At 45.3% G+C, this 19,613-nt stretch carries 15 protein-coding genes and 1 pseudogene; 12 read left to right on the top strand and 4 right to left on the bottom strand.

The window, feature by feature from the left end:
• Nucleotides 1–255 precede the first annotated feature (255 nt).
• The 10 genes from NBH06_RS07855 to NBH06_RS07810 all read left to right on the top strand — a co-directional run bounded on the left by NBH06_RS07855 (nt 256) and on the right by NBH06_RS07810 (nt 13,374).
• Nucleotides 256–966: a M48 family metallopeptidase gene (locus tag NBH06_RS07855; protein ID WP_021891505.1), complete on the top strand. Its 711-nt coding sequence runs from the start codon at nt 256–258 to the stop codon at nt 964–966.
• Nucleotides 967–1,139: 173 nt separating this feature from the next.
• Entirely contained in the window at nt 1,140–1,607 is a 468-nt protein-coding gene (rimP, locus tag NBH06_RS07850; protein ID WP_008862715.1) for a ribosome assembly cofactor RimP, read from the top strand.
• A 1-nt stretch (nt 1,608) separates the two neighbouring features.
• Nucleotides 1,609–2,862: a transcription termination factor NusA gene (gene nusA / locus NBH06_RS07845; RefSeq protein WP_195554997.1), complete on the top strand. Its 1,254-nt coding sequence runs from the start codon at nt 1,609–1,611 to the stop codon at nt 2,860–2,862.
• Nucleotides 2,863–2,950: 88 nt separating this feature from the next.
• The gene (gene infB, locus NBH06_RS07840; RefSeq protein ID WP_250793633.1) at nt 2,951–5,860 is read left to right on the top strand and encodes a translation initiation factor IF-2; all 2,910 of its coding nucleotides are present in this window, start codon (nt 2,951–2,953) and stop codon (nt 5,858–5,860) included.
• A 147-nt stretch (nt 5,861–6,007) separates the two neighbouring features.
• Complete coding sequence (locus NBH06_RS07835) at nt 6,008–6,583, top strand: CvpA family protein (protein WP_250793631.1); 576 nt, start codon at nt 6,008–6,010, stop codon at nt 6,581–6,583.
• Between the two features lie 2 nt (nt 6,584–6,585).
• Nucleotides 6,586–8,037 (top strand): Fe-S cluster assembly protein SufB, encoded by a 1,452-nt coding sequence (gene sufB, locus NBH06_RS07830; protein WP_008862711.1) that lies wholly within the window; start codon nt 6,586–6,588, stop codon nt 8,035–8,037.
• An 18-nt stretch (nt 8,038–8,055) separates the two neighbouring features.
• On the top strand, nt 8,056–9,996 hold the full coding sequence (locus NBH06_RS07825; RefSeq protein WP_250793630.1) for a hypothetical protein: 1,941 nt from the start codon (nt 8,056–8,058) through the stop codon (nt 9,994–9,996).
• Between the two features lie 24 nt (nt 9,997–10,020).
• Nucleotides 10,021–10,776, top strand: a complete 756-nt coding sequence (gene sufC / locus NBH06_RS07820) for a Fe-S cluster assembly ATPase SufC (protein WP_008862709.1) — start codon at nt 10,021–10,023, stop codon at nt 10,774–10,776.
• A gap of 6 nt (nt 10,777–10,782) precedes the next feature.
• The gene (gene sufD / locus NBH06_RS07815) at nt 10,783–12,132 is read left to right on the top strand and encodes a Fe-S cluster assembly protein SufD (protein WP_195555000.1); all 1,350 of its coding nucleotides are present in this window, start codon (nt 10,783–10,785) and stop codon (nt 12,130–12,132) included.
• A 24-nt stretch (nt 12,133–12,156) separates the two neighbouring features.
• On the top strand, nt 12,157–13,374 hold the full coding sequence (locus tag NBH06_RS07810) for an aminotransferase class V-fold PLP-dependent enzyme (RefSeq protein ID WP_250793629.1): 1,218 nt from the start codon (nt 12,157–12,159) through the stop codon (nt 13,372–13,374).
• 9 nt (nt 13,375–13,383) lie between these two features.
• On the opposite strand, the gene NBH06_RS07805 is transcribed toward NBH06_RS07810, so the two are convergent.
• From NBH06_RS07805 to mtaB, 3 genes are read right to left on the bottom strand one after another with little or no spacing between them, the layout of a single operon-like run.
• Entirely contained in the window at nt 13,384–14,379 is a 996-nt protein-coding gene (locus NBH06_RS07805; RefSeq protein ID WP_250793628.1) for a glycosyltransferase family 2 protein, read from the bottom strand.
• Between the two features lies 1 nt (nt 14,380).
• Nucleotides 14,381–15,292, bottom strand: coding sequence for a lysophospholipid acyltransferase family protein (locus NBH06_RS07800; protein ID WP_155013038.1), 912 nt, complete (start codon nt 15,290–15,292; stop codon nt 14,381–14,383).
• Nucleotides 15,293–15,301: 9 nt separating this feature from the next.
• A complete protein-coding gene (gene mtaB / locus NBH06_RS07795) occupies nt 15,302–16,618 on the bottom strand; it encodes a tRNA (N(6)-L-threonylcarbamoyladenosine(37)-C(2))-methylthiotransferase MtaB (RefSeq protein ID WP_195555041.1) in 1,317 nt (438 codons plus the stop codon).
• A 223-nt stretch (nt 16,619–16,841) separates the two neighbouring features.
• Between mtaB and NBH06_RS07790 the strand changes: the two genes are divergently transcribed.
• Together NBH06_RS07790 and NBH06_RS07785 are read left to right on the top strand one after the other, a co-directional pair.
• On the top strand, nt 16,842–18,503 hold the full coding sequence (locus NBH06_RS07790; RefSeq protein ID WP_008862703.1) for an AMP-binding protein: 1,662 nt from the start codon (nt 16,842–16,844) through the stop codon (nt 18,501–18,503).
• Nucleotides 18,504–18,646: 143 nt separating this feature from the next.
• Nucleotides 18,647–18,835, top strand: coding sequence for a PG1828 family lipoprotein (locus NBH06_RS07785; RefSeq protein ID WP_008862702.1), 189 nt, complete (start codon nt 18,647–18,649; stop codon nt 18,833–18,835).
• A 63-nt stretch (nt 18,836–18,898) separates the two neighbouring features.
• Here NBH06_RS07785 and NBH06_RS07780 read toward each other — a convergent pair.
• Nucleotides 18,899–19,494, bottom strand: a pseudogene (locus NBH06_RS07780) (sugar O-acetyltransferase).
• Nucleotides 19,495–19,613: the final 119 nt, after the last annotated feature.

Below are 19,613 nucleotides of genomic sequence, written 5' to 3'. Positions count from 1 at the left end.
CTTCCCTGCTTCGATTTTTGTCGTTGCAAAACACCTCGTAAGGCTGCGGGACGCAGAAGGGAAGAGGACTTATAATGCTGCTTCAAATATTCTTTTTCATATCTGTCTGTGAATACAAGAGAGAAGTTAAAGGAGAATCGCCTCCGATTTTTTTTAAGCCGATATCCCGACTAATTATCGATCGAGCCATTTTTGTCCGATTTTGTTCAAATGCTCCAATTCCATTATCTTCGCAAATGGAAAAGGAGAAAGTAGATGTTTGTTTATCGAGACGAGGAATTCGGGGAGATTTATATTCGTTCGGATAGTCGGGCGTGCCGTTTGATATTTAGAGTAAAGGATAATGGTTTGCAGATTACTTGCCCGGAAGGATATGCTGTAAACCGGGTGAAATCGGCAGTGGACGATAACCGTGAAAAACTGAGGGTGTTGGTGTCTCGAAGCGTGACGATACGGAAAAATCGAGTTTTGTCTACGGGCGATAGTATTCCTTGTTATGGAGGAGATATATGTTTGTTGCCGGGTGTGTCGAATAAGTTTTTATTTCGGTATGAGGGTGATTGTTTACAGGTGTTTTGTCCTCCGGGAATCGATTTGAATGAGACGAATGTACGGAAAACGTTGTCGCGGGGAGTGGGTCGTTTCGTTTACAGAAGGGCGCAAGAGGTTTTACCTCGGAGGCTGAATCAAATCTCGTCGAGATTGGGGTTGCCAGTGGTTTCGGTAACGATAGGTCGCGGGCGGCGAAAGTTGGGGCATTGTACCCGTCGGGGAGAGATACAGTTGTCGTTTTATTTGATGTACCTACCCGAAGAGTTGATCGATTATGTTATTTGCCATGAGCTCGCTCATCTAAAATATATGGATCACAGTCCATTATTTCATGCTTTGTGTAATCGTTATTGTGGGGGCAGAGAACTTTTGTTGCGGAAACAATTGCGTTCTTTCGCATTTTTATTATATTAAATAAGAATATATTTGTTGAAAAATATTTAAATTTTAGGTGCGAATTATCCTATTTTGGTTCGTAGGGAATCTGTGGAGTTGCGTATTATATAATATTGTGCTATCTTTGTGGCGGTTGGAATGGAAGAGGGGGCAATGATGTCCCCTCGTTTTTTTCTTTGCATAGAGTCGTTATGATAGATAAAAAAGAAATAGAGGCATTTGTTGAAGAAGGGTTGACCGGAAGCGACTGTTTCGTAGTCGATGTACAAGTAAAACCCGATAATGTGATTGTCGTGGAAATAGATAACGAAGAGGGTGTGGATATAGATCGCTGCGTGGCGTTACATCGTTTTTTGGAATCGAAGCTCGACCGAGATGTCGAAGATTATGAATTGGAGGTTGGGTCGGCAGGGATTACCTCTCCGTTCAAAGTCCTCGGGCAGTACAAGAAAAATATAGGCAAGGAAGTGGAATTGTTGACCAAAAACGGCATGAAACTTTCGGGGATATTGAAAAGTGCCGATTCGGAGAAATTTGTCGTGACGATAACCAAGAAAGTAAAGAGCGAAACCAGTAAACGAAAAGTGGAGGTCGAGGAAGACCTCGCTTTTGGATATGATGAAGTAAAATATACAAAATATCTAATCAGATTTAAATAATATGGCAAAAAAAGAGGAACCCGTTAGCATGGTCGATACCTTTGCAGAGTTCAAAGAGTTGAAGAACATCGAAATAACTACGATGATTAGTGTGCTGGAAGAATCTTTCCGCAACGTATTGGCAAAGATGTTCGGGACCGATGAAAACTTCGATGTAATCGTGAATCCGACGAAGGGGGATTTCGAAATATGGCGTAACCGTGAGATTGTGGAAGACGGAGCGGTGACCGACAGTAATTTGCAGGTTTCTTTGTCGGAAGCTCGGAAAACCGACCCCGATTTCGAGGTCGGCGAGGAGATGACCGACGAGGTGCATTTCGAGAAATTCGGTCGTCGAGCTATTTTGAACTTGCGCCAAACACTGGCTTCGAAGATTCTCGATTTGCAAAAAGATGCCATATACAATAGATATAAAGATAAAATAGGCGAATTGGTAAGTGCCGAAGTTTACCAGATTTGGAAAAAGGAGATGTTGTTGATCGATGACGACGGTAATGAGTTGCTGTTGCCGAAAGCCGAACAGATACCTTCGGATTTTTACCGGAAGGGTGAGACCGTGCGGGCTGTCGTGTTGGAAGTCGATAACAAGAACAACAATCCTAAAATTTTGGTATCCCGCACGTCCAATGAATTTCTTCGCCGTCTTTTCGAGCTCGAAGTGCCCGAAATTCACGACGGTTTGATTTTGATAAGAGCGATTGCCCGTATTCCGGGAGAGCGTGCTAAAATTGCCGTTGAATCGTATGACGATCGTATCGATCCGGTAGGAGCTTGCGTGGGTGTGAAAGGTTCGCGTATACATGGTATTGTCCGGGAATTGCGCAATGAAAATATCGATGTCATTAATTACACGGCCAATCCATCACTGTTTATACAACGCGCTTTGAGTCCGGCCAAGATTTCTTCGATTCGGTTGAATGAAGAGGAGAAGAAAGCAGAGGTATTTCTTAAACCTGAGGAGGTCTCGTTGGCTATCGGTAAAGGCGGCTTGAATATTAAGTTGGCTTGCATGCTTACGGGTTACAATATCGATGTTTACAGAGATATAGACGAGGAAGAAGAGGAGGACATTTACCTCGACGAATTCAGCGACGAAATCGACGACTGGGTGATCGAGGCCTTGAAAGGTATCGGATGCGCTACTGCGAAGAGTGTGCTTGCGTTGCCTCGTGAAACATTGATCGAGAAAGCCGACCTCGAAGAGAACACCGTGGACGAAGTTCTCGCTATTTTGAAAGCGGAGTTTGAAGAGTAATCCGTTTTCGGGACCGATACAATGCGGTCTTTGTGCCTTTGTCGGAGGCATCTTTAATTCTTCCATTATTTATAAACTAAAACTGAGTATGTCGATAAGGTTAAATAAAGTAGCAAGAGACTTGAATGTAGGAATTCAGACGGCGGTCGAATTTCTTCAAAAGAAAGGTTTTACGGTTGAAGCTAACCCTAACACCAAGATAACCGACGAACAGTATGCACTGCTTGTCAAGGAGTTCAGTAAGGACAAAAATTTGAAACTCGAATCGGAGAGCATTAGTCTTGAACGTCATAAGGAAAAGAGCAAGGCGACATCGGCTACCGAATCGGAGGAGGGGAATTCTTCATCGGCAATAAAGGAAGAACCGAAGGAGCTGAAAACAATTATTCCCGAGACACAACGCCCGAAAGTGGTCGGTCAAATAGATCTCGACGCTTTGAATCGTCCGAAGTCGTCCGAACATAAAAAGGAAAATCCGGTAGAGAAAAAAGAGCCGGTTAAATCGGAGGAGAACAAGGTCGAAGTGAAAACGAAAGAGGAAAAACCAGAGCCGGCGGTGTCGGCCCGTGAAGAAGTGAAGCCTGCCGAAGAAGAGAATAAGCCGGTCGCCGAACCTAAACAAGAGGTTGTCTCTCAATCGAACCCAGAACCTCAAATAGTTGAACCGAAAGTAAAAGAGGAGACTGTCGAGCAAGAGGTTAAAGAAGAAAAGGAAGTCGAGGAATCCCATGAAGACGAGGTGTTTACCATTAATCGTCCGGCGTTTACCTCGAATATCAATGTCGTCGGTAAAATAGATCTCGATGCGTTGAATCAACAGACTCGTCCGAAGAAAAAGACGAAAGAGGAAAAACGTAAAGAGCGGGAGAGTAAAGAGAAACAGAGACAAGAATCACACAAGGCTGCCGGTGGTGACGATGCTAATCAGCAAGGTGGTGAACGTAGGAAGCGTCAACGAATCAGTAAAGAAAAGGTAGATATATCGAAAAGCATTTCATCGATGGGTGGACAACCCTCCCGTGGAGGAAATGGCAAAAATAACGGAGGAAATAGACCGAATAAACAAAAACAACGTCCTATAAAGGCCGAGGTGAGCGAGGAAGATGTACAAAAGCAGATAAAAGAGACATTGGCTCGCCTCACCAATAATACAAAAGGACAGAAGAAATCGGCTAAATGGCGTAAGGAAAAACGCGAGGCTTTCTCGAATCGCGAACGTGAACTCGCCGAAATGGAGGAAGCTGAAAGTAAAGTGTTGAAGCTGACGGAGTTTGTTACGGCAAACGATTTGGCTTCGATGATGAATGTTCAGGTGAACGAGGTTATCGCTACCTGTATGAGTATCGGCATGATGGTGTCGATCAATCAGCGTCTCGATGCCGAGACGATCAATATCGTTGCGGAAGAATTCGGTTTTAAGACCGAATATGTAAGCGCCGAGGTGGTCGAGGCTATTCATGAAGAAGAGGATAGGGAAGAAGATTTGACATCTCGTCCTCCTGTCGTGACCGTGATGGGACACGTGGATCATGGTAAAACTTCATTGCTCGACTATATTCGCAATTCGAATGTGATTGCCGGGGAAGCCGGAGGTATCACTCAGCATATCGGTGCATATAATGTGAAATTGGAAGATGGACGTCGTATCACTTTCCTCGATACTCCGGGTCACGAGGCATTTACGGCTATGCGTGCCCGCGGAGCTCAAATGACCGATATCGCCATTATTATCGTCGCTGCCGACGACAATGTAATGCCCCAAACTGTGGAGGCCATCAATCATGCTTCGGCAGCCGGTGTTCCCATTGTGTTCGCTATCAATAAGATCGATAAGCCGAATGCCAATCCTGACAAGATTAAAGAGGAGTTGGCTAATATGAACTACCTCGTAGAAGATTGGGGCGGTAAATATCAGTCGCAGGAGATTTCGGCTAAAAAAGGAACCGGAGTACATGAATTGATGGAAAAGGTTTTGTTGGAGGCCGAATTGCTCGACTTAAAAGCGAATCCCAACCGGAGGGCTACCGGTTCGATTATCGAGTCCACTTTGGATAAAGGGCGTGGATATGTTGCTACCGTATTGGTGCAAAATGGGACTTTGCATAAAGGCGATGTCGTGTTGGCGGGAACCAATCACGGAAAGGTAAAAGCTATGTTCAACGAAAGAAATGCCCGTATCGAAGTTGCCGGTCCGTCGGCTCCCGTTCAGATTCTCGGTTTGAACGGTGCTCCTCAGGCAGGTGATGTGTTCCATGTGATGGATACGGAGCAAGAGGCACGCGAGATTGCCAATAAACGCGAACAATTGCAACGCGAATTGGGCTTGCGTACTCATAAGTTATTGACTCTCGACGATATAGGTCGTCGTATAGCTGTCGGTAATTTCCAAGAGTTGAATTTGGTTGTGAAGGGCGATGTGGACGGATCGGTGGAGGCTTTGAGCGATTCGCTTATCAAACTATCCACCCCCGAAATACAAATCAATGTATTGCATAAGGCCGTAGGACAAATATCCGAATCGGATATTACGTTGGCCGCCGCATCCAATGCTATTATCATCGGATTCCAAGTGAGACCCTCCGTGGCTGCTCGCCGATTGGCCGAGAAAGAAGGAGTCGATATACGTCTCTATTCGATCATCTACGATGCTATCGAGGAGGTGAAATCGGCTATGGAAGGTATGTTGTCTCCCGAAATCAAAGAGGAAATATTGGGCACGGCCGAGGTTTTGGAAACTTATCATATCACGAAAGTCGGTACGGTTGCCGGCTGTATCGTGAAGGAAGGTAAGCTGAAACGGTCGAGCAAGATACGTTTGATACGAGACGGTATCGTGATTTATAGCGGAGATTTGGGTTCTCTGAAACGCTTCAAAGACGATGTTAAAGAGGTGACTACGGGATTTGAGTGCGGATTGAACATCACGAACTACAACGATGTTAAGATAGGCGATCTCGTAGAGGCCTATGAAGAGGTAGAAGTGAAAAAGACGCTTTAAGAAAGAAACGTTTTTCGGGAATAGAGAGGCTGCCTCGTAGGTACGGGGCGGCCTTTGTTATCGTCTTTGACGGATAATAAGGCGGAAATACGGAGTATTCAAAATAAAAAAGTAATTTTGCAGGGTTAAGAATCGGGAGTGTGAGAGATGAATTATGTTGATTTTACTATCCTATTGATCGCCGTTATAGGTTTTCTGTACGGACTTATCAAAGGGGTTATCCGTCAGGTAGGTTCGTTGGGCGGGTTTATCGCAGGTATAGTCGTCGCCCGGTTTTTCGGAAATTCGTTCTCTGCGTTGTTGAGGGAGATGTTCGATTTGCCTGAGGGTGTAAGCCGGGTTATCGCATATTCGTTATTGTTCCTTATTGTTTACATTATATGCGTTCAACTGATGAGGCTGATACATCACATTACGCATCATGTGGCATTGGGGTGGCTCGATAGATTGGCCGGGGCTTTGTTCGGCGCCGTCAAATATTTGGTCATATTGAGTATAGTGCTTAATCTTGTCCATATTATCGATCCTAAGGGTAAACTGATTCCGGAAAAAGAGACGGCTTCGTCACAGTTCTATGGATATACATTACGTGTAGCTCCGTTGCTCTTTTCGATGGCACAAGAGCAGTTCGTTTCGGAAACCAAACCGACGAGGGGATTGTTTATACCTTATTCGATATGCAACGAGCCGTATCTCTGTTGTGAAAATTGTAAAGCAGATTAAAAATGAAACAGGATAATTCGAATGAAATATTAAACGACGTTACTACTAACGATTATAAATACGGATTTGTAACCGATATAGAGACAGATATTATTCCTACCGGATTGAACGAGGATATTATCCGCCATATTTCGGAGAAGAAAAAGGAGCCGGAATGGTTACTTGAATTCCGTCTGAAAGCATACGCTTACTGGAAGACGCTCGAAATGCCGCATTGGGCGCATTTGAATATTCCCGATATAGACTATCAGGCTATCAGTTATTATGCCGCTCCCAAGACCAAAGAGGCTCCGAAAAGCCTCGATGAAGTGGATCCTGAGCTACGCAAGACATTCGACAAGCTGGGAATTTCGCTCGAAGAACAGATGAAACTGTCGGGTATAGCGGTCGATGCGGTGATGGATAGTGTGTCGGTACGGACGACTTTCCGGGAAAAACTGGCCGAATTGGGTGTGATTTTCTGCTCGTTCAGCGAGGCGGTGAAAGATTATCCCGATTTGGTGAAACGTTATTTAGGCTCGGTCGTTTCGTATCGGGACAATTTTTTTGCAGCGCTTAACTCGGCCGTATTCAGTGACGGCTCGTTCGTTTATATTCCCAAAGGAGTCCGGTGTCCTATGGAATTATCTACCTATTTCCGTATCAACGCCGCTAATACGGGACAGTTCGAACGAACATTGATTGTTGCCGATGACGACAGCTATGTGAGCTATCTCGAAGGTTGTACGGCTCCTATGCGTGATGAGAATCAATTGCACGCAGCTATCGTGGAAATTGTAGTGCATGATCGTGCCGAAGTGAAATATTCGACCGTGCAGAATTGGTATCCGGGCGATAAGGACGGGAAAGGCGGTATCTATAATTTCGTGACGAAGCGAGGCATGTGCAAAGGTGATCACTCTAAGCTCTCTTGGACGCAGGTGGAGACGGGGTCGGCCATTACTTGGAAATATCCCAGTTGTGTGCTGGCGGGCGATCATTCGGTCGGGGAGTTTTATTCGGTGGCTGTTACCAATAATTATCAACAAGCCGACACAGGAACGAAGATGATACATATCGGGAAAAACACCCGCAGTACGATCGTATCGAAGGGTATTTCGGCGGGTCGTAGCCAGAATAGCTATCGAGGACTCGTGAAAGTGTTGCCGAGTGCCGAGAATGCAAGGAACTTTACCCAGTGTGACAGTTTGTTGTTGAGTTCCGATTGCGGGGCACATACTTTCCCGTATATGGAGATTCTGAATGATTCGGCCGTGGTAGAGCATGAAGCGACTACTTCGAAAATCAACGAAGACCAAATATTCTATTGTAACCAGCGTGGAATCCCTACCGAGGATGCCGTGGGTCTTATCGTGAACGGATATGCCAAAGAGGTAATGAATAAACTGCCTATGGAGTTTGCCGTTGAAGCGCAAAAGCTATTGCAGATCTCGTTGGAAGGTTCGGTAGGTTAAGGAAAATAGTAGAGTGATATGAAAAGGATTGCGTATCGTTTTTTTCTCATTGTGTTATTGAGTGTTTTGGCTGTGGAGGTTTTTCCTGTTTCGGCGCAAGAGGACTCGTGGTTCGATGAAGGGAATTACGATGAAGAATGGCTTGACAAGAATTTCGATAACAATGTGATGATTATTTCCACGCCCGAGGAGTTCGCTGCTTGGGGGGCGGCCATGAATAGATGGTCGTGGAATTATCCGGATAAAACCGTTCGGTTAGCGGCCGATATAGATATGTCGGCACACAAATGGATAACACCTGTTAACGAGCAGTTTGGTGGTTATTTTAGCGGCGTATTCGATGGAGATGGATATACGATTAGCGGTTTGACGGTCGTGCCGGCAGAAGAAGGTGGTGGATACAGCGATGATTACAAACGTGTTACAGCCGGTTTGTTCGGTAAGGTCCGAAGAGCCGAAATAAGGGACTTGACGTTAGATGAGACTTGTCGGGTAGAAGTATCTGGAACCTATTACTTTTCTTTCGGGGACTTGGATTTGAAGATAGGTACGATAGCGGCTTCGGCAGAGGGTGATGTCCGTTTCATTCGCTGTGTGAATCGAGCCGATATTGTGACTACTCCTGTATTGCGAACTGGCGATTCACATGAGATCGTTTGCTCGGTAAGCGGGCTTGTGGCTCATGCTGATGAGGTGAAGTTCCTCGATTGTTCCAATGAGGGAAAGATAATAGTGGATATTCAAGATAACAGCGATGTGGTCGACATAAGGGTGTCGGGTCTTGTGGGTAGATGCGGACCGGTTTATGGTAAAGAGAATCGTATTGTCTCTTGTACGAACCGGGGAAATATTTTCGTATCGGGCAATACTTCGGGAAGTGTGTCGGTAGGCGGAATTTCGAGTAATTATTCATTCCGGGTGGATAGTTGCGAGAACCATTCGGTCGTTAAGGTGAATGCTTATGAAGGGAGTGCTTATGTCGGCGGGGTTTCCTCGGCGAGCATGGGTATAACGTACTGTTTCAATAGGGACTCCGTGATTTGTGAAAGCGATGGTTTTGAAGTACAGGTAGGAGGTGTTTGCTCTTATTCCTCTTATAATAGTTTGCAAACCGATTCGTTGTACACCTGTGGAAACGAAGGTGAGATCGAGGTTAAATCGAATGGTTCGATGTTGTCGGTCGGGGGAGTGATGGGTCAGAATACAGATTGCCCGGTTGTAGATTGTTGGAATCGTGGAGGTTTGAAAATCGAAAGTTCGGCTCCCCGCTCTTCGTCCAGTTGGAATGCTATTTATGCAGGTGGACTGGTCGGATATTGTGAAGAACCGGTGTACAATAGCTATAATCGAGGAAATATCTCTTTAATCGATGCACATATAGATGAGGAAGGTTCTTCACAGGGAAGCGTCGGAGGCTTGGTTGGAAAGGCTTATAAGTTATTGTGGAATAGTTATTCGACTGGTGATGTATACAGCGATGTCGCTGGTGTCAAGGTGTGCCGGTTGAGTGAGTCGAACGTGCATTTTTGTTATTATAACAGTGATGCAGTCATAGAAGGTACAGAAGTCGGCGAGAACGGTATTGCGTATAGCACAGCAGAGATGCAGTCTGCCGGAAGCGGTTTTTTGGAAGCGTTGAATAATAATGCGACGAAAGGTGGCACTTCATGCCGGAATTGGGGATATATTCCCGGGGAAAACGACGGCTATCCGGTGCATATCGACCGTATTGTCGATGGAGTGGATTCACCGGCAGATCATTCGGAGGGTCGAGTGTACGCTGCAAACGGACGTTTGTTCGTACAAAGTGATCGGTCGATGCAGTTGCCTGTTTACAAAGTGACGGGACAAATAGTGAAGATGATGAATGTAGTTGAGGGCTTGAATACCGACTATTTGCCTTGTGGTGTATATGTCGTGGCGGGACAAGTAGTCGCAGTAACGGCAGGGAATAAATAAAGAAAAGAATAAAACGAAATATCTATGTTGAAGATTGAAGATTTACATGCCAGCATAAATGGCAAAGAGATATTGAAAGGTATAAACCTCGAAGTGAAACCGGGCGAGGTGCATGCGATTATGGGGCCTAACGGTTCGGGGAAAAGTACGCTTTCCGCCGTATTGACCGGTAATCCGGCTTATGAGGTGACTCGTGGCTCGGTCGAGTTTTATGGGAAAGACCTTTTGGCTTTGTCACCCGAGGATCGTTCTCACGAAGGTATATTTTTGAGTTTTCAATATCCGGTGGAGATACCGGGTGTGAGTATGGTTAATTTCATGCGCACGGCTGTGAACGAGCAACGCAAGTACAGAGGCCTCGAACCACTGTCGGCTACCGATTTCTTGAAACTTATGCGGGAAAAGCGGGAGATTGTGGAGTTGGACAATAAACTGGCCGGTCGCTCGGTAAACGAGGGTTTTTCGGGTGGAGAAAAGAAACGGAACGAGATATTCCAGATGGCTATGCTCGAACCCCGTCTTTCTATTCTCGATGAGACCGACAGCGGGCTGGACATCGATGCCCTGCGTATCGTTGCCGGCGGTGTGAATAAATTGAAGTCCGAGAAGAACGCGACGATTGTCATCACACACTATCAACGTTTGTTGGACTATATCGCCCCCGATTTCGTCCATGTGCTCTATAAGGGGAGAATCGTGAAATCGGGCGGCCCCGAATTGGCTCTTGAACTGGAAGAGCGCGGGTATGACTGGATAAAAAAAGAGTTGGGCGAAATTTAAGTCGATATGGGTGCAGTACAACAATATATAGATTTATATAGGTCTCAAAAAGATTTGATAAACAGCCATTCGTCGGCCGTGATGAACGGGTTGCGCGAAGAGGCTGTGTCTTTGTTGGAGAGTCGGGGATTACCCTCTTTGAAAGATGAGGAACACCGGCGGACAGATATAGAGTCGGTCTATTCTCTCGATTACGGGTTGAATCTGGGTCGGATAGATATAGAGATCAATCCTTACGAAGTGTTTCGTTGCGATGTGCCTAATTTGAGTACGTTGCTCTATTTCGTTGTCAATGACTCTTTTTACAAACGGGTTCAGCCGGTATCATCTAAACTCCCTGACGGCGTTTTGGTGGGTAGCCTTTGTGACATGTCCTTGCAATACCCCGATTTGGTATCGCGTTATTACGGAAAGGTCGCCGATATGAAACGAGACGGGACCGTTGCCTTGAACACGGCTTTTGCCCAAGACGGCTTCTTTTTGTATATTCCGGACGGAGTCGTCGTGGAAAAACCGATACAGTTGGTAAATATCCTTCGGGGCAATGTCGATTTTATGGTGAATCGCCGGTTGTTGATTGTCGTAGGAAAACGGGCGCAGGCCAAATTGCTGGTGTGCGATCACTCGGACGAGGCCACCGTTAAATTTCTGTCGTCGCAAGTTTGCGAGATATTCGTGGACGACGACGCTGTGTTCGACTACTACGATATAGAGGAGTCTTCGGAGAATACGTCGAAAGTTTCGTCGGTGTTCGTGCGTCAAGGGGAACGATCTAACGTATTGGTCAATGGTATCGTATTGCATAACGGAGTAACCCGTAATAATTACTATTCGGCTTTTGAAGGAGAGCATGCCGAATTGTCTCTCTGCGGTATGGCTATCGCCGATAAAGGACAGGTCGTCGATACGTATACGCATATAGATCATGCCGTCCCTCATTGCCACAGTAACGAGTTGTTCAAATACGTGTTGAACGATTCGGCGCGAGGTTCGTTCAGCGGACGCATATTGGTCCGACACGGGGCTCAGAAAACCGAAGCCTATCAGAGTAATAAGAATTTGTGTGCATCTCCGCTCGCCAAAATGTACACGAAACCTCAACTCGAAATTTATGCAGACGATGTGAAGTGTAGTCATGGAGCCACGGTCGGTCAACTCGACCAAAATGCCCTGTTTTATATGCGGTCGCGCGGTATTCCCGAGTCTGAAGCTCGCATGTTGTTGATGTTCGCGTTTACCAACGATGTCATCGAGTTGGTACGACTCGATGCCTTGAAAGATCGGCTGCGTCAATTGGTTGAGAAAAGGTTTCGTGGAGAGTTGGCGAAATGCTCCGGTTGTCAAGCATGTCATTAAGATTTATGAGAAAGGAGTGCCGTTATGTTTGATGTCGAAAAAATAAGGGAAGATTTTCCTATTCTGAGTCGGGAGATTTCGGGAAGACCGTTAATCTATTTGGATAACGGCGCTACGTCTCAGACTCCCAAGTGTGTGGTCGATCATATTGCCGATACATACTATCGGGTAAATGCAAACGTGCATCGTGGAGTCCATACGCTTAGTCAAGAGGCTACCGATGCCCACGAAGCTGCCCGCCGTCGGGTGCAACAGTTCATCGGGGCCGGTTCGTCTTCGGAAATTATTTTTACAAGAGGAACAACGGAGGCAATCAATTTGGTGGCTTCTTCTTTTGGAGATGAGTTCCTGCACGACGGCGACGAGGTTATTCTCACCGTTATGGAACACCATGCCAATATCGTGCCGTGGCAACTTTTGCAGCGCCGGCGCAATATCAAACTCCGGGTAGTTCCCATCGACGAACGTGGAGATTTGAACGTCGAAACATATAAGTCTCTTTTCAATGAGCATACTCGTTTGGTCGGTGTCGCCCATGTCTCGAATGTATTGGGGACGATTAATCCGGTGCGTGAAATGATCGCTTACGCTCATGCGCAGGGGGTTCCTGTCTTGGTGGACGGCGCACAAGCCGTACCTCATTTGCGGGTGAATGTACAGGAGCTCGATGCCGATTTCTATGTGTTCTCGGCTCATAAAGTATATGGACCTACGGGGATAGGTGTGTTATACGGTAAAGAAAAGTGGCTCGATGCCATGCCTCCTTATCAAGGAGGTGGGGAGATGATCGCTCATGTCGATTTTTCGGGTACGACTTTCGGGGAGTTGCCTTTCAAGTTCGAGGCCGGTACACCGGACTATGTGGGGACGAGCGCTTTTGCGACGGCTTTGGATTATGTCGACCATGTAGGATTGGAATCTATTGCCGCTCATGAAAACGAATTGTTGCGTTATACGACCGATCGATTGCAAGACATAGAAGGTATGCGTATATTCGGTACTTCGGAACATAAAAGTTCGGTTATTTCGTTTTTGGTGGACGGGATACACCACTACGATATGGGTATGTTGCTCGATAAACTGGGTGTTGCCGTTCGCACGGGGCATCATTGTGCGCAACCGCTGATGACCTCTCTCGGTATCGAGGGTACAGTGCGAGCCTCGTTCGCCGCATATAATACGAATGCCGAAGCGGAAGCATTTGTTGCGGCTGTGAAGCGTGTCGTTCAGATGTTTCGGTAGAACCGGTTTTTATCGGAATCGTTTTTTCCCTTTGAGAAAATAGTCTATTGTTATGTTGCGCCCGGATTCGGGGAATGTTTTTAACAAATCGGTATTCGGAAATTCGGTGTATCGTTTACGCATTTGCCGAAAGTCGTTGTGGGCGCGTAGTATGGCACGGGCATGGGAAAACTGTCCTAAAAGGGCGAACCGCACAAAAGCCAGCGTGTCATAAAGCCTGCGGACAAACAGTGTCTTTTTCCCTTCTTTGCAGGGCAGGTTCTTGTGCAACATTAAAAGGTTGTTGCGAAAGTTGAGATAGGTTTTCCGGGGATTGGCGGCATCGAGCGATGCTCCTCCCAAATGATAGACCGTGCTTTGCGGTACGACAGCGATGTGGTATCCTGCGAGATGGATGCGCCAGCAGAGATCGATCTCTTCCATGTGTGCGAAGAATGAAGGGTCTAATCCTCCGACTTTTTTATAGATTTCAGAGCGGACGAAAAGAGCCGCACCGCTGGCCCAGAAGATGTCGCATATATCATCATATTGTCCCCGGTCGGTTTCGAGGGTATTGAAGATTCTTCCCCGGCAGAACGGGTAACCGTAACGATCGATAAATCCGCCGGCCGCACCTGCGTATTCGAATTCTTCACGCTTCCTTAATGACTTGATTTTGGGTTGACAAGCCGCTACATCGAGGTTGCCCTCCGCAAATTCCAACAGAGGTTCGAGCCAGTGTGGAGTGGTTTCGACATCGGAGTTAAGCAATACGGCGTATTTGTAATCCAGCATCTCCAACGCCTTGTTGTAGCCTGCGGCGAATCCGTAATTTTGAGGGAATAGCAGCGTTTTAACTTGTGGAAATTCCTGTTTGAGAACTTCGACCGAGTTATCGTCGGAACCATTGTCAACGACTATGACATCGGCTATATTGGCATTGGTATGGGCACATACCGAAGGAAGAAATCTACGCAGTAAATCCGCTCCATTCCAGTTGAGTATAATGACGGCGATTTTTTTCATATCATGTACCGGGAAAATCCTCGTGTTTGTATTTCCAACGTTTGTGAGTCCACAACCATGCCCACGGATTCCTGAGAATCGTTTTTTCCATGATGGCCGTGTAGCGATCGGTGATTTCGAATTCGGGCAGTTCGTTGGGGCGCAGGGCTATTTCCCGTATAGTCGTTTTGTAGTATCCGCGTTTAACGATTTCGACATCGAAGTAAAGAACGGCGAAATCTGTTTTACGGGCGATTTTCTCGAAGCCGGTCAATACGGGAGAGTCTTGCGAGAGGAATCGAGCCCAATGGTGTATGTTTTTCGGTGAGGGGGTTTGATCGGACATGAAGCCTGTAATGGACGGTTTGCCCGAACGTTTCATTTGTAAGATGGCTCTTAACGTATCTTGTTTGGCAATACATACGGAGCCGAATCGGGAACGAAGTTTCAGGAAAAAACGATCGAACCACTTGTTTTTCAAGGGGCGATATATTTGTGCGAACATGACATCGGGTGTGTGGGTCCACAGCGTTACGGACGGAACCCATTCCCAATTACCGAAATGCCCTAACAGGATAATGATAGAGCGGTTTTCTGCAAAGAGACGGTCTATGATTTCTACCTGTTCGAATTTCATGCGGCGACGCATTTCCTCGTCGGAGATATGCATTAGCTTTATAGTTTCGACGATATAGTCGCAGAAGTGGTGATAAAATTTCTGTTCCAGTTGTTTCAGTTCCTTGTCGGTCTTATCGGGAAACGCTTTGCGCAGATTTTCGGATACTAGTTTTTTCCTGTAATGAACGATGTGATATAGAGGAAAATATAAAATATCGGATAGAATATATAGTATCCGCATGGGCAGAATAGCATGCAGTTTGAACCACAGGTGAAGCGGAGAATAGACGATATTTTGAAGAGTCTCTTTTTTCATATCACGAATTTATATTTCGATTGCGAGCAGAGCATCTCCCGACTCGTTAAATTCTCCTAATTTAACAGGACGACAAGTATTTACCCATTCTTTACGATAGGGCATTTCTACCCGTATGTAATTGTCGGTGAATCCGTGCATGGGAGCTCCTTTACGCGGTTGCTCGAACAATACAGGACGTGTTGTCCCTTGGAATTTATAATAGAAGTCGTGCAATTTCTTCTCGGAGATTTCGAGCATGCGGCGGCAACGCTCGTGTCTTTCGGGGACGGGAACGACCGGATTGATTTTCAACGCTTGCGTTCCGGGTCTTTCGGAGTAGGTAAACACGTGTAGTTGTGAAATGTCGAGGCTTTCGACGAAACGACGGCTTTCCTCGAACAGTTCTTCGGTTTCGCCCCGTACACCGGTAATGAGATCGACGCCGATGAATGCAGCGGGTATCTTTTCCCGTATGGTTTCGATTTTACGGGCAAATAAATCGGTGTCGTAGTGACGGTGCATCAATTTCAAAACGGTGTCGCTACCCGATTGCAGAGGTATATGGAAATGAGGGGCGAATCGTTTCGACCGGGCGACGAACGAAATGATGTCGTCGGTCAGTAGATTGGGTTCTATCGAGGATATACGGTAGTGTTCGATTCCTTCTACTTGATCGAGCGACTCGATGAGGTCGAGAAAGGTTTCTCCGGTTTGTTTGCCGAAGTCTCCTATGTTGACTCCGGTAATGACAATTTCTTTTCCTCCGGACAGGGCTACTTCCCGAGCTTGTTCGGTGAGTTGTTCGATGGTTCCGCTTCGGCTTCTGCCCCGTGCGAACGGAATTGTACAATAGGTACAGAAGTAGTCGCAACCGTCTTGAACTTTTAAAAAATATCGGGTGCGGTCACCTCGGGAACAAGAGGGAGAGAATTTTTTGATGTCTTTGGTAGGGGTCGTGACGATATTTCCTTTTTGTTTTTTCTGCAAGTCTCCCAAGTATTGCAGGATATCGAGTTTTTGTTCAGCTCCTAAGATCAAATCGACATCGGGAATATGGGATATTTCTTCGGGTTTGAGTTGTGCATAGCAGCCGGTGACGACGATAAACGCTCCGGGGTGTTGCCGGGCTATCTTTCGGATTGTCTGACGACATTTTTTATCGGCCAGTTCGGTTACCGAACAAGTATTGACCACGCAAATGTCTGCTTTCTCTCCCGGTCGTACTTTGCGAATGCCGTTTTCTTCGAGAATTTTTCCAAGTGTGGAGGTCTCGGCAAAATTAAGTTTACAGCCCAATGTATAGTAGGCCGCTGTTTTATTTTCGAATGTATGGACGTCTATCATATTCAGCCGGTCGTAATGCAAAATAAAAAACAAAGGTACTCATTTCGTTTGAAAATACCTTCCCATAGATTTCTAATAGTTGTTTATGAGGAAGCTATTTTGCAAACTATGTTGTATATTTGTCGGCAAATGCACAAATAAACAGGATTTGGTACAACCGAATATCATTTGTTTCTGTTTTTGTTTGTACTATCTTTGTTGCCAAACTATTTAAATTTTGAATATGATTCCCGAAAATTTTATAAAGCTATATGAGTCGAGTTTTCGTGAAAACTGGGATTTGCCAGCTTTGACCGATTATAATGAACAACGTACGCTCACGTATGAAGACATGGCGCGAGAAATCGCAAAATTGCATATCCTTTTTCGCCATTGTCAAATCAGAAGAGGCGATAAGATCGCATTAGTGGGAAAAAATACGTCTAACTGGTGTATCGCCTTTATGGCTACCGTTTCGTATGGTGCTATTTTGGTTCCGATCCTTCAAGAGTTCAATCCTCATGATATACATCATATTATCAATCATTCCGATTCGGTGTTGCTGTTTGTCGGCGATCATATTTGGGAAAATATCGAAATGGAGAAGTTACCCGAAGTGAGGGCTGCTATTTCTTTGCAGGATTTTTCTTGCCTCGTGCAACGCGATGGCGAGGAGATTGCCAAGTGTTTGCGGGAGATGAAGCGGAAATTCAAAGCTACTTATCCGAACGGTTTCAATAGAGAGGACATCAAGTATGCCGATTTGGATAACGACAAAGTTATTTTGATTAATTATACATCGGGGACAACCGGATTTAGTAAGGGAGTGATGCTAACCGGGAACAATTTGGCGGGAAATGTCATGTTCGGTGTTCGTTCTCACTTGCATTATAAGGGGAGTAAATGTATTTCGTTCTTACCGTTGGCACATGCTTACGGGTGTGCCTTCGATTTGTTGGTTCCTTTGGCCGTGGGTACACATATCACGTTGTTGGGTAAGATTCCTTCCCCTAAAATTTTGCTGAAAGCGTTGGAAGAGATAAGACCTAATTTGATTATTTGTGTTCCTCTGATTTTAGAAAAAATTTATAAAAAACAGATACAGCCGTTGCTCAATAAAACGCCTATGCGGTGGGCGTTAAATATTCCTATATTGGACAGTCGTATTTACGGACAGGTGAGGAAGAAATTGATCGATGCGTTCGGAGGCCGATTCGAGGAGGTGATTGTGGGTGGAGCCCCGATAAATAGGGAGGTAGAGACTTTCTTGCATAAAATAAAATTTCCCTTTACGGTGGGATATGGAATGACCGAATGCGCTCCGTTGATCAGTTATACACCCCATCGGGAGTTTAGACCGGGATCGTCGGGGCGGACATTGTTCGGGTATGTAGAGACCAAAATAGATTCTCTTGACCCGGAAAATATTCCCGGTGAAATATGTGTACGGGGCGAACATGTGATGAAAGGTTATTATAAAAACGAGGAGGCGACGAAAGCGGTTCTCGATGAGGACGGGTGGTTGCATACCGGTGATATGGGAACCATAAGCGCCGATGGTACTATTTTTATAAAGGGTCGCTCTAAGACAATGATTCTCACTTCGAACGGGCAAAATATTTATCCCGAGGAAATAGAGGCTAAACTGAATAATATGCCTTTTGTGATGGAAAGCCTAATTGTCGAGCGGGACGGGAAATTAGTCGCTTTGGTATGTCCCGACTATGAAGCGATGGATAGTTACGGTGTCTCTAATAGAGATTTACCGATGGCTATGGAGGAGGTCAGAAATAATTTAAATAAGATGTTGGCTCCATACGAGCAGATTACTCGCATTCAACTTTATCCGAATGAATTCGAGAAAACACCTAAAAGGAGTATAAAACGATATTTATATGATAATTGAACTTTTTTTGAATCATTTTTTACAGAAAAAATGAAAGATTCTGAAAAAAAAGTAAGATTAAGAGTACAACATATAAAAAGAATATATACCTTTGTGGCGTTTTTGAAGCAAAAAAATATTGTTTTATCTTTAATTTGAAGGAAATGAAAAAGTTAGTTTTGTTCTTCGCTGTTGCATTTGCAATGTCTTTCGCTTCTTGTGGCAATAAAGCCGCTGAATCTACCGAAGCTACTGATAGCGTTGCTGTTGTAGAAGAAGTTGCAGTAGAAGTAGTTGATACTGTTGCTGCTGACTCTGTTGCAGTTGACTCTGCTGCTGTTGTTGCTGAATAATTTGCAACTTAAACAAGGAAAGAATTGGAGCTACTCTCGGGCGAGAGATAGCTCTTTTTATTTTTAGTCCGGCTCGTTGTTCATGTGCTTGATTACCCGACAAGGATTTCCCACCGCCACACAGTCGGCAGGAATGGAACGGGTGACTACGCTGCCGGCGCCTATGACACTGTTACGCCCGATCGTAACTCCCGGCAAGATAATGGCTCCACCTCCTATCCATACATTATCTTCGATTTTTATGGGAAGTGCGAATGTATTGCAAATGGCTTTACTTTCGTCCCAATTTTGCATGGTTCTTTCTTTTACATTTGTCGAGTGTGTGGCTGTGTATATTTGTACGTTGGAGGCAATCAAAACATTATTGTCTATTTCGATACGATTATTATCTACGAATGTACAGTTCATGTTGATAATGACTTTATTGCCTACGAATATATTTTTTTCGTATTCGCAGCGAAAGTCGATGTCTACATGGACATTTTCTCCCAAATGCCCGAACATCTCCCGTAAGATGGCTTCTTTTTGTTTCGTATCGGCAAATCCGTAGAATTTAATTTTACAAGCAGACGTTTGGTTTTTAATGTCATCTCTGCCAATTCTTTGTCTTTCCCATCAAAGATTTCTCCGTCCATACATTTTTGAAATTCTGTTTTCATGTTCTTAAATTACAGATTATTGTTTATTGATAAAATTATCTATGTTTGCATGAGTCTTCCCGCCGTCGGCGACAGGTGTTTTTATGACCTGCGCCTCGGGAAGTTTGGTATGTATTTCA

The organism is Barnesiella sp. B2-R-119 (assembly GCF_023656675.1).
GTDB classification, from domain to species: domain Bacteria; phylum Bacteroidota; class Bacteroidia; order Bacteroidales; family Barnesiellaceae; genus Barnesiella; species Barnesiella intestinihominis.
This window is presented reverse-complemented; position numbering and strand designations above follow the sequence as displayed.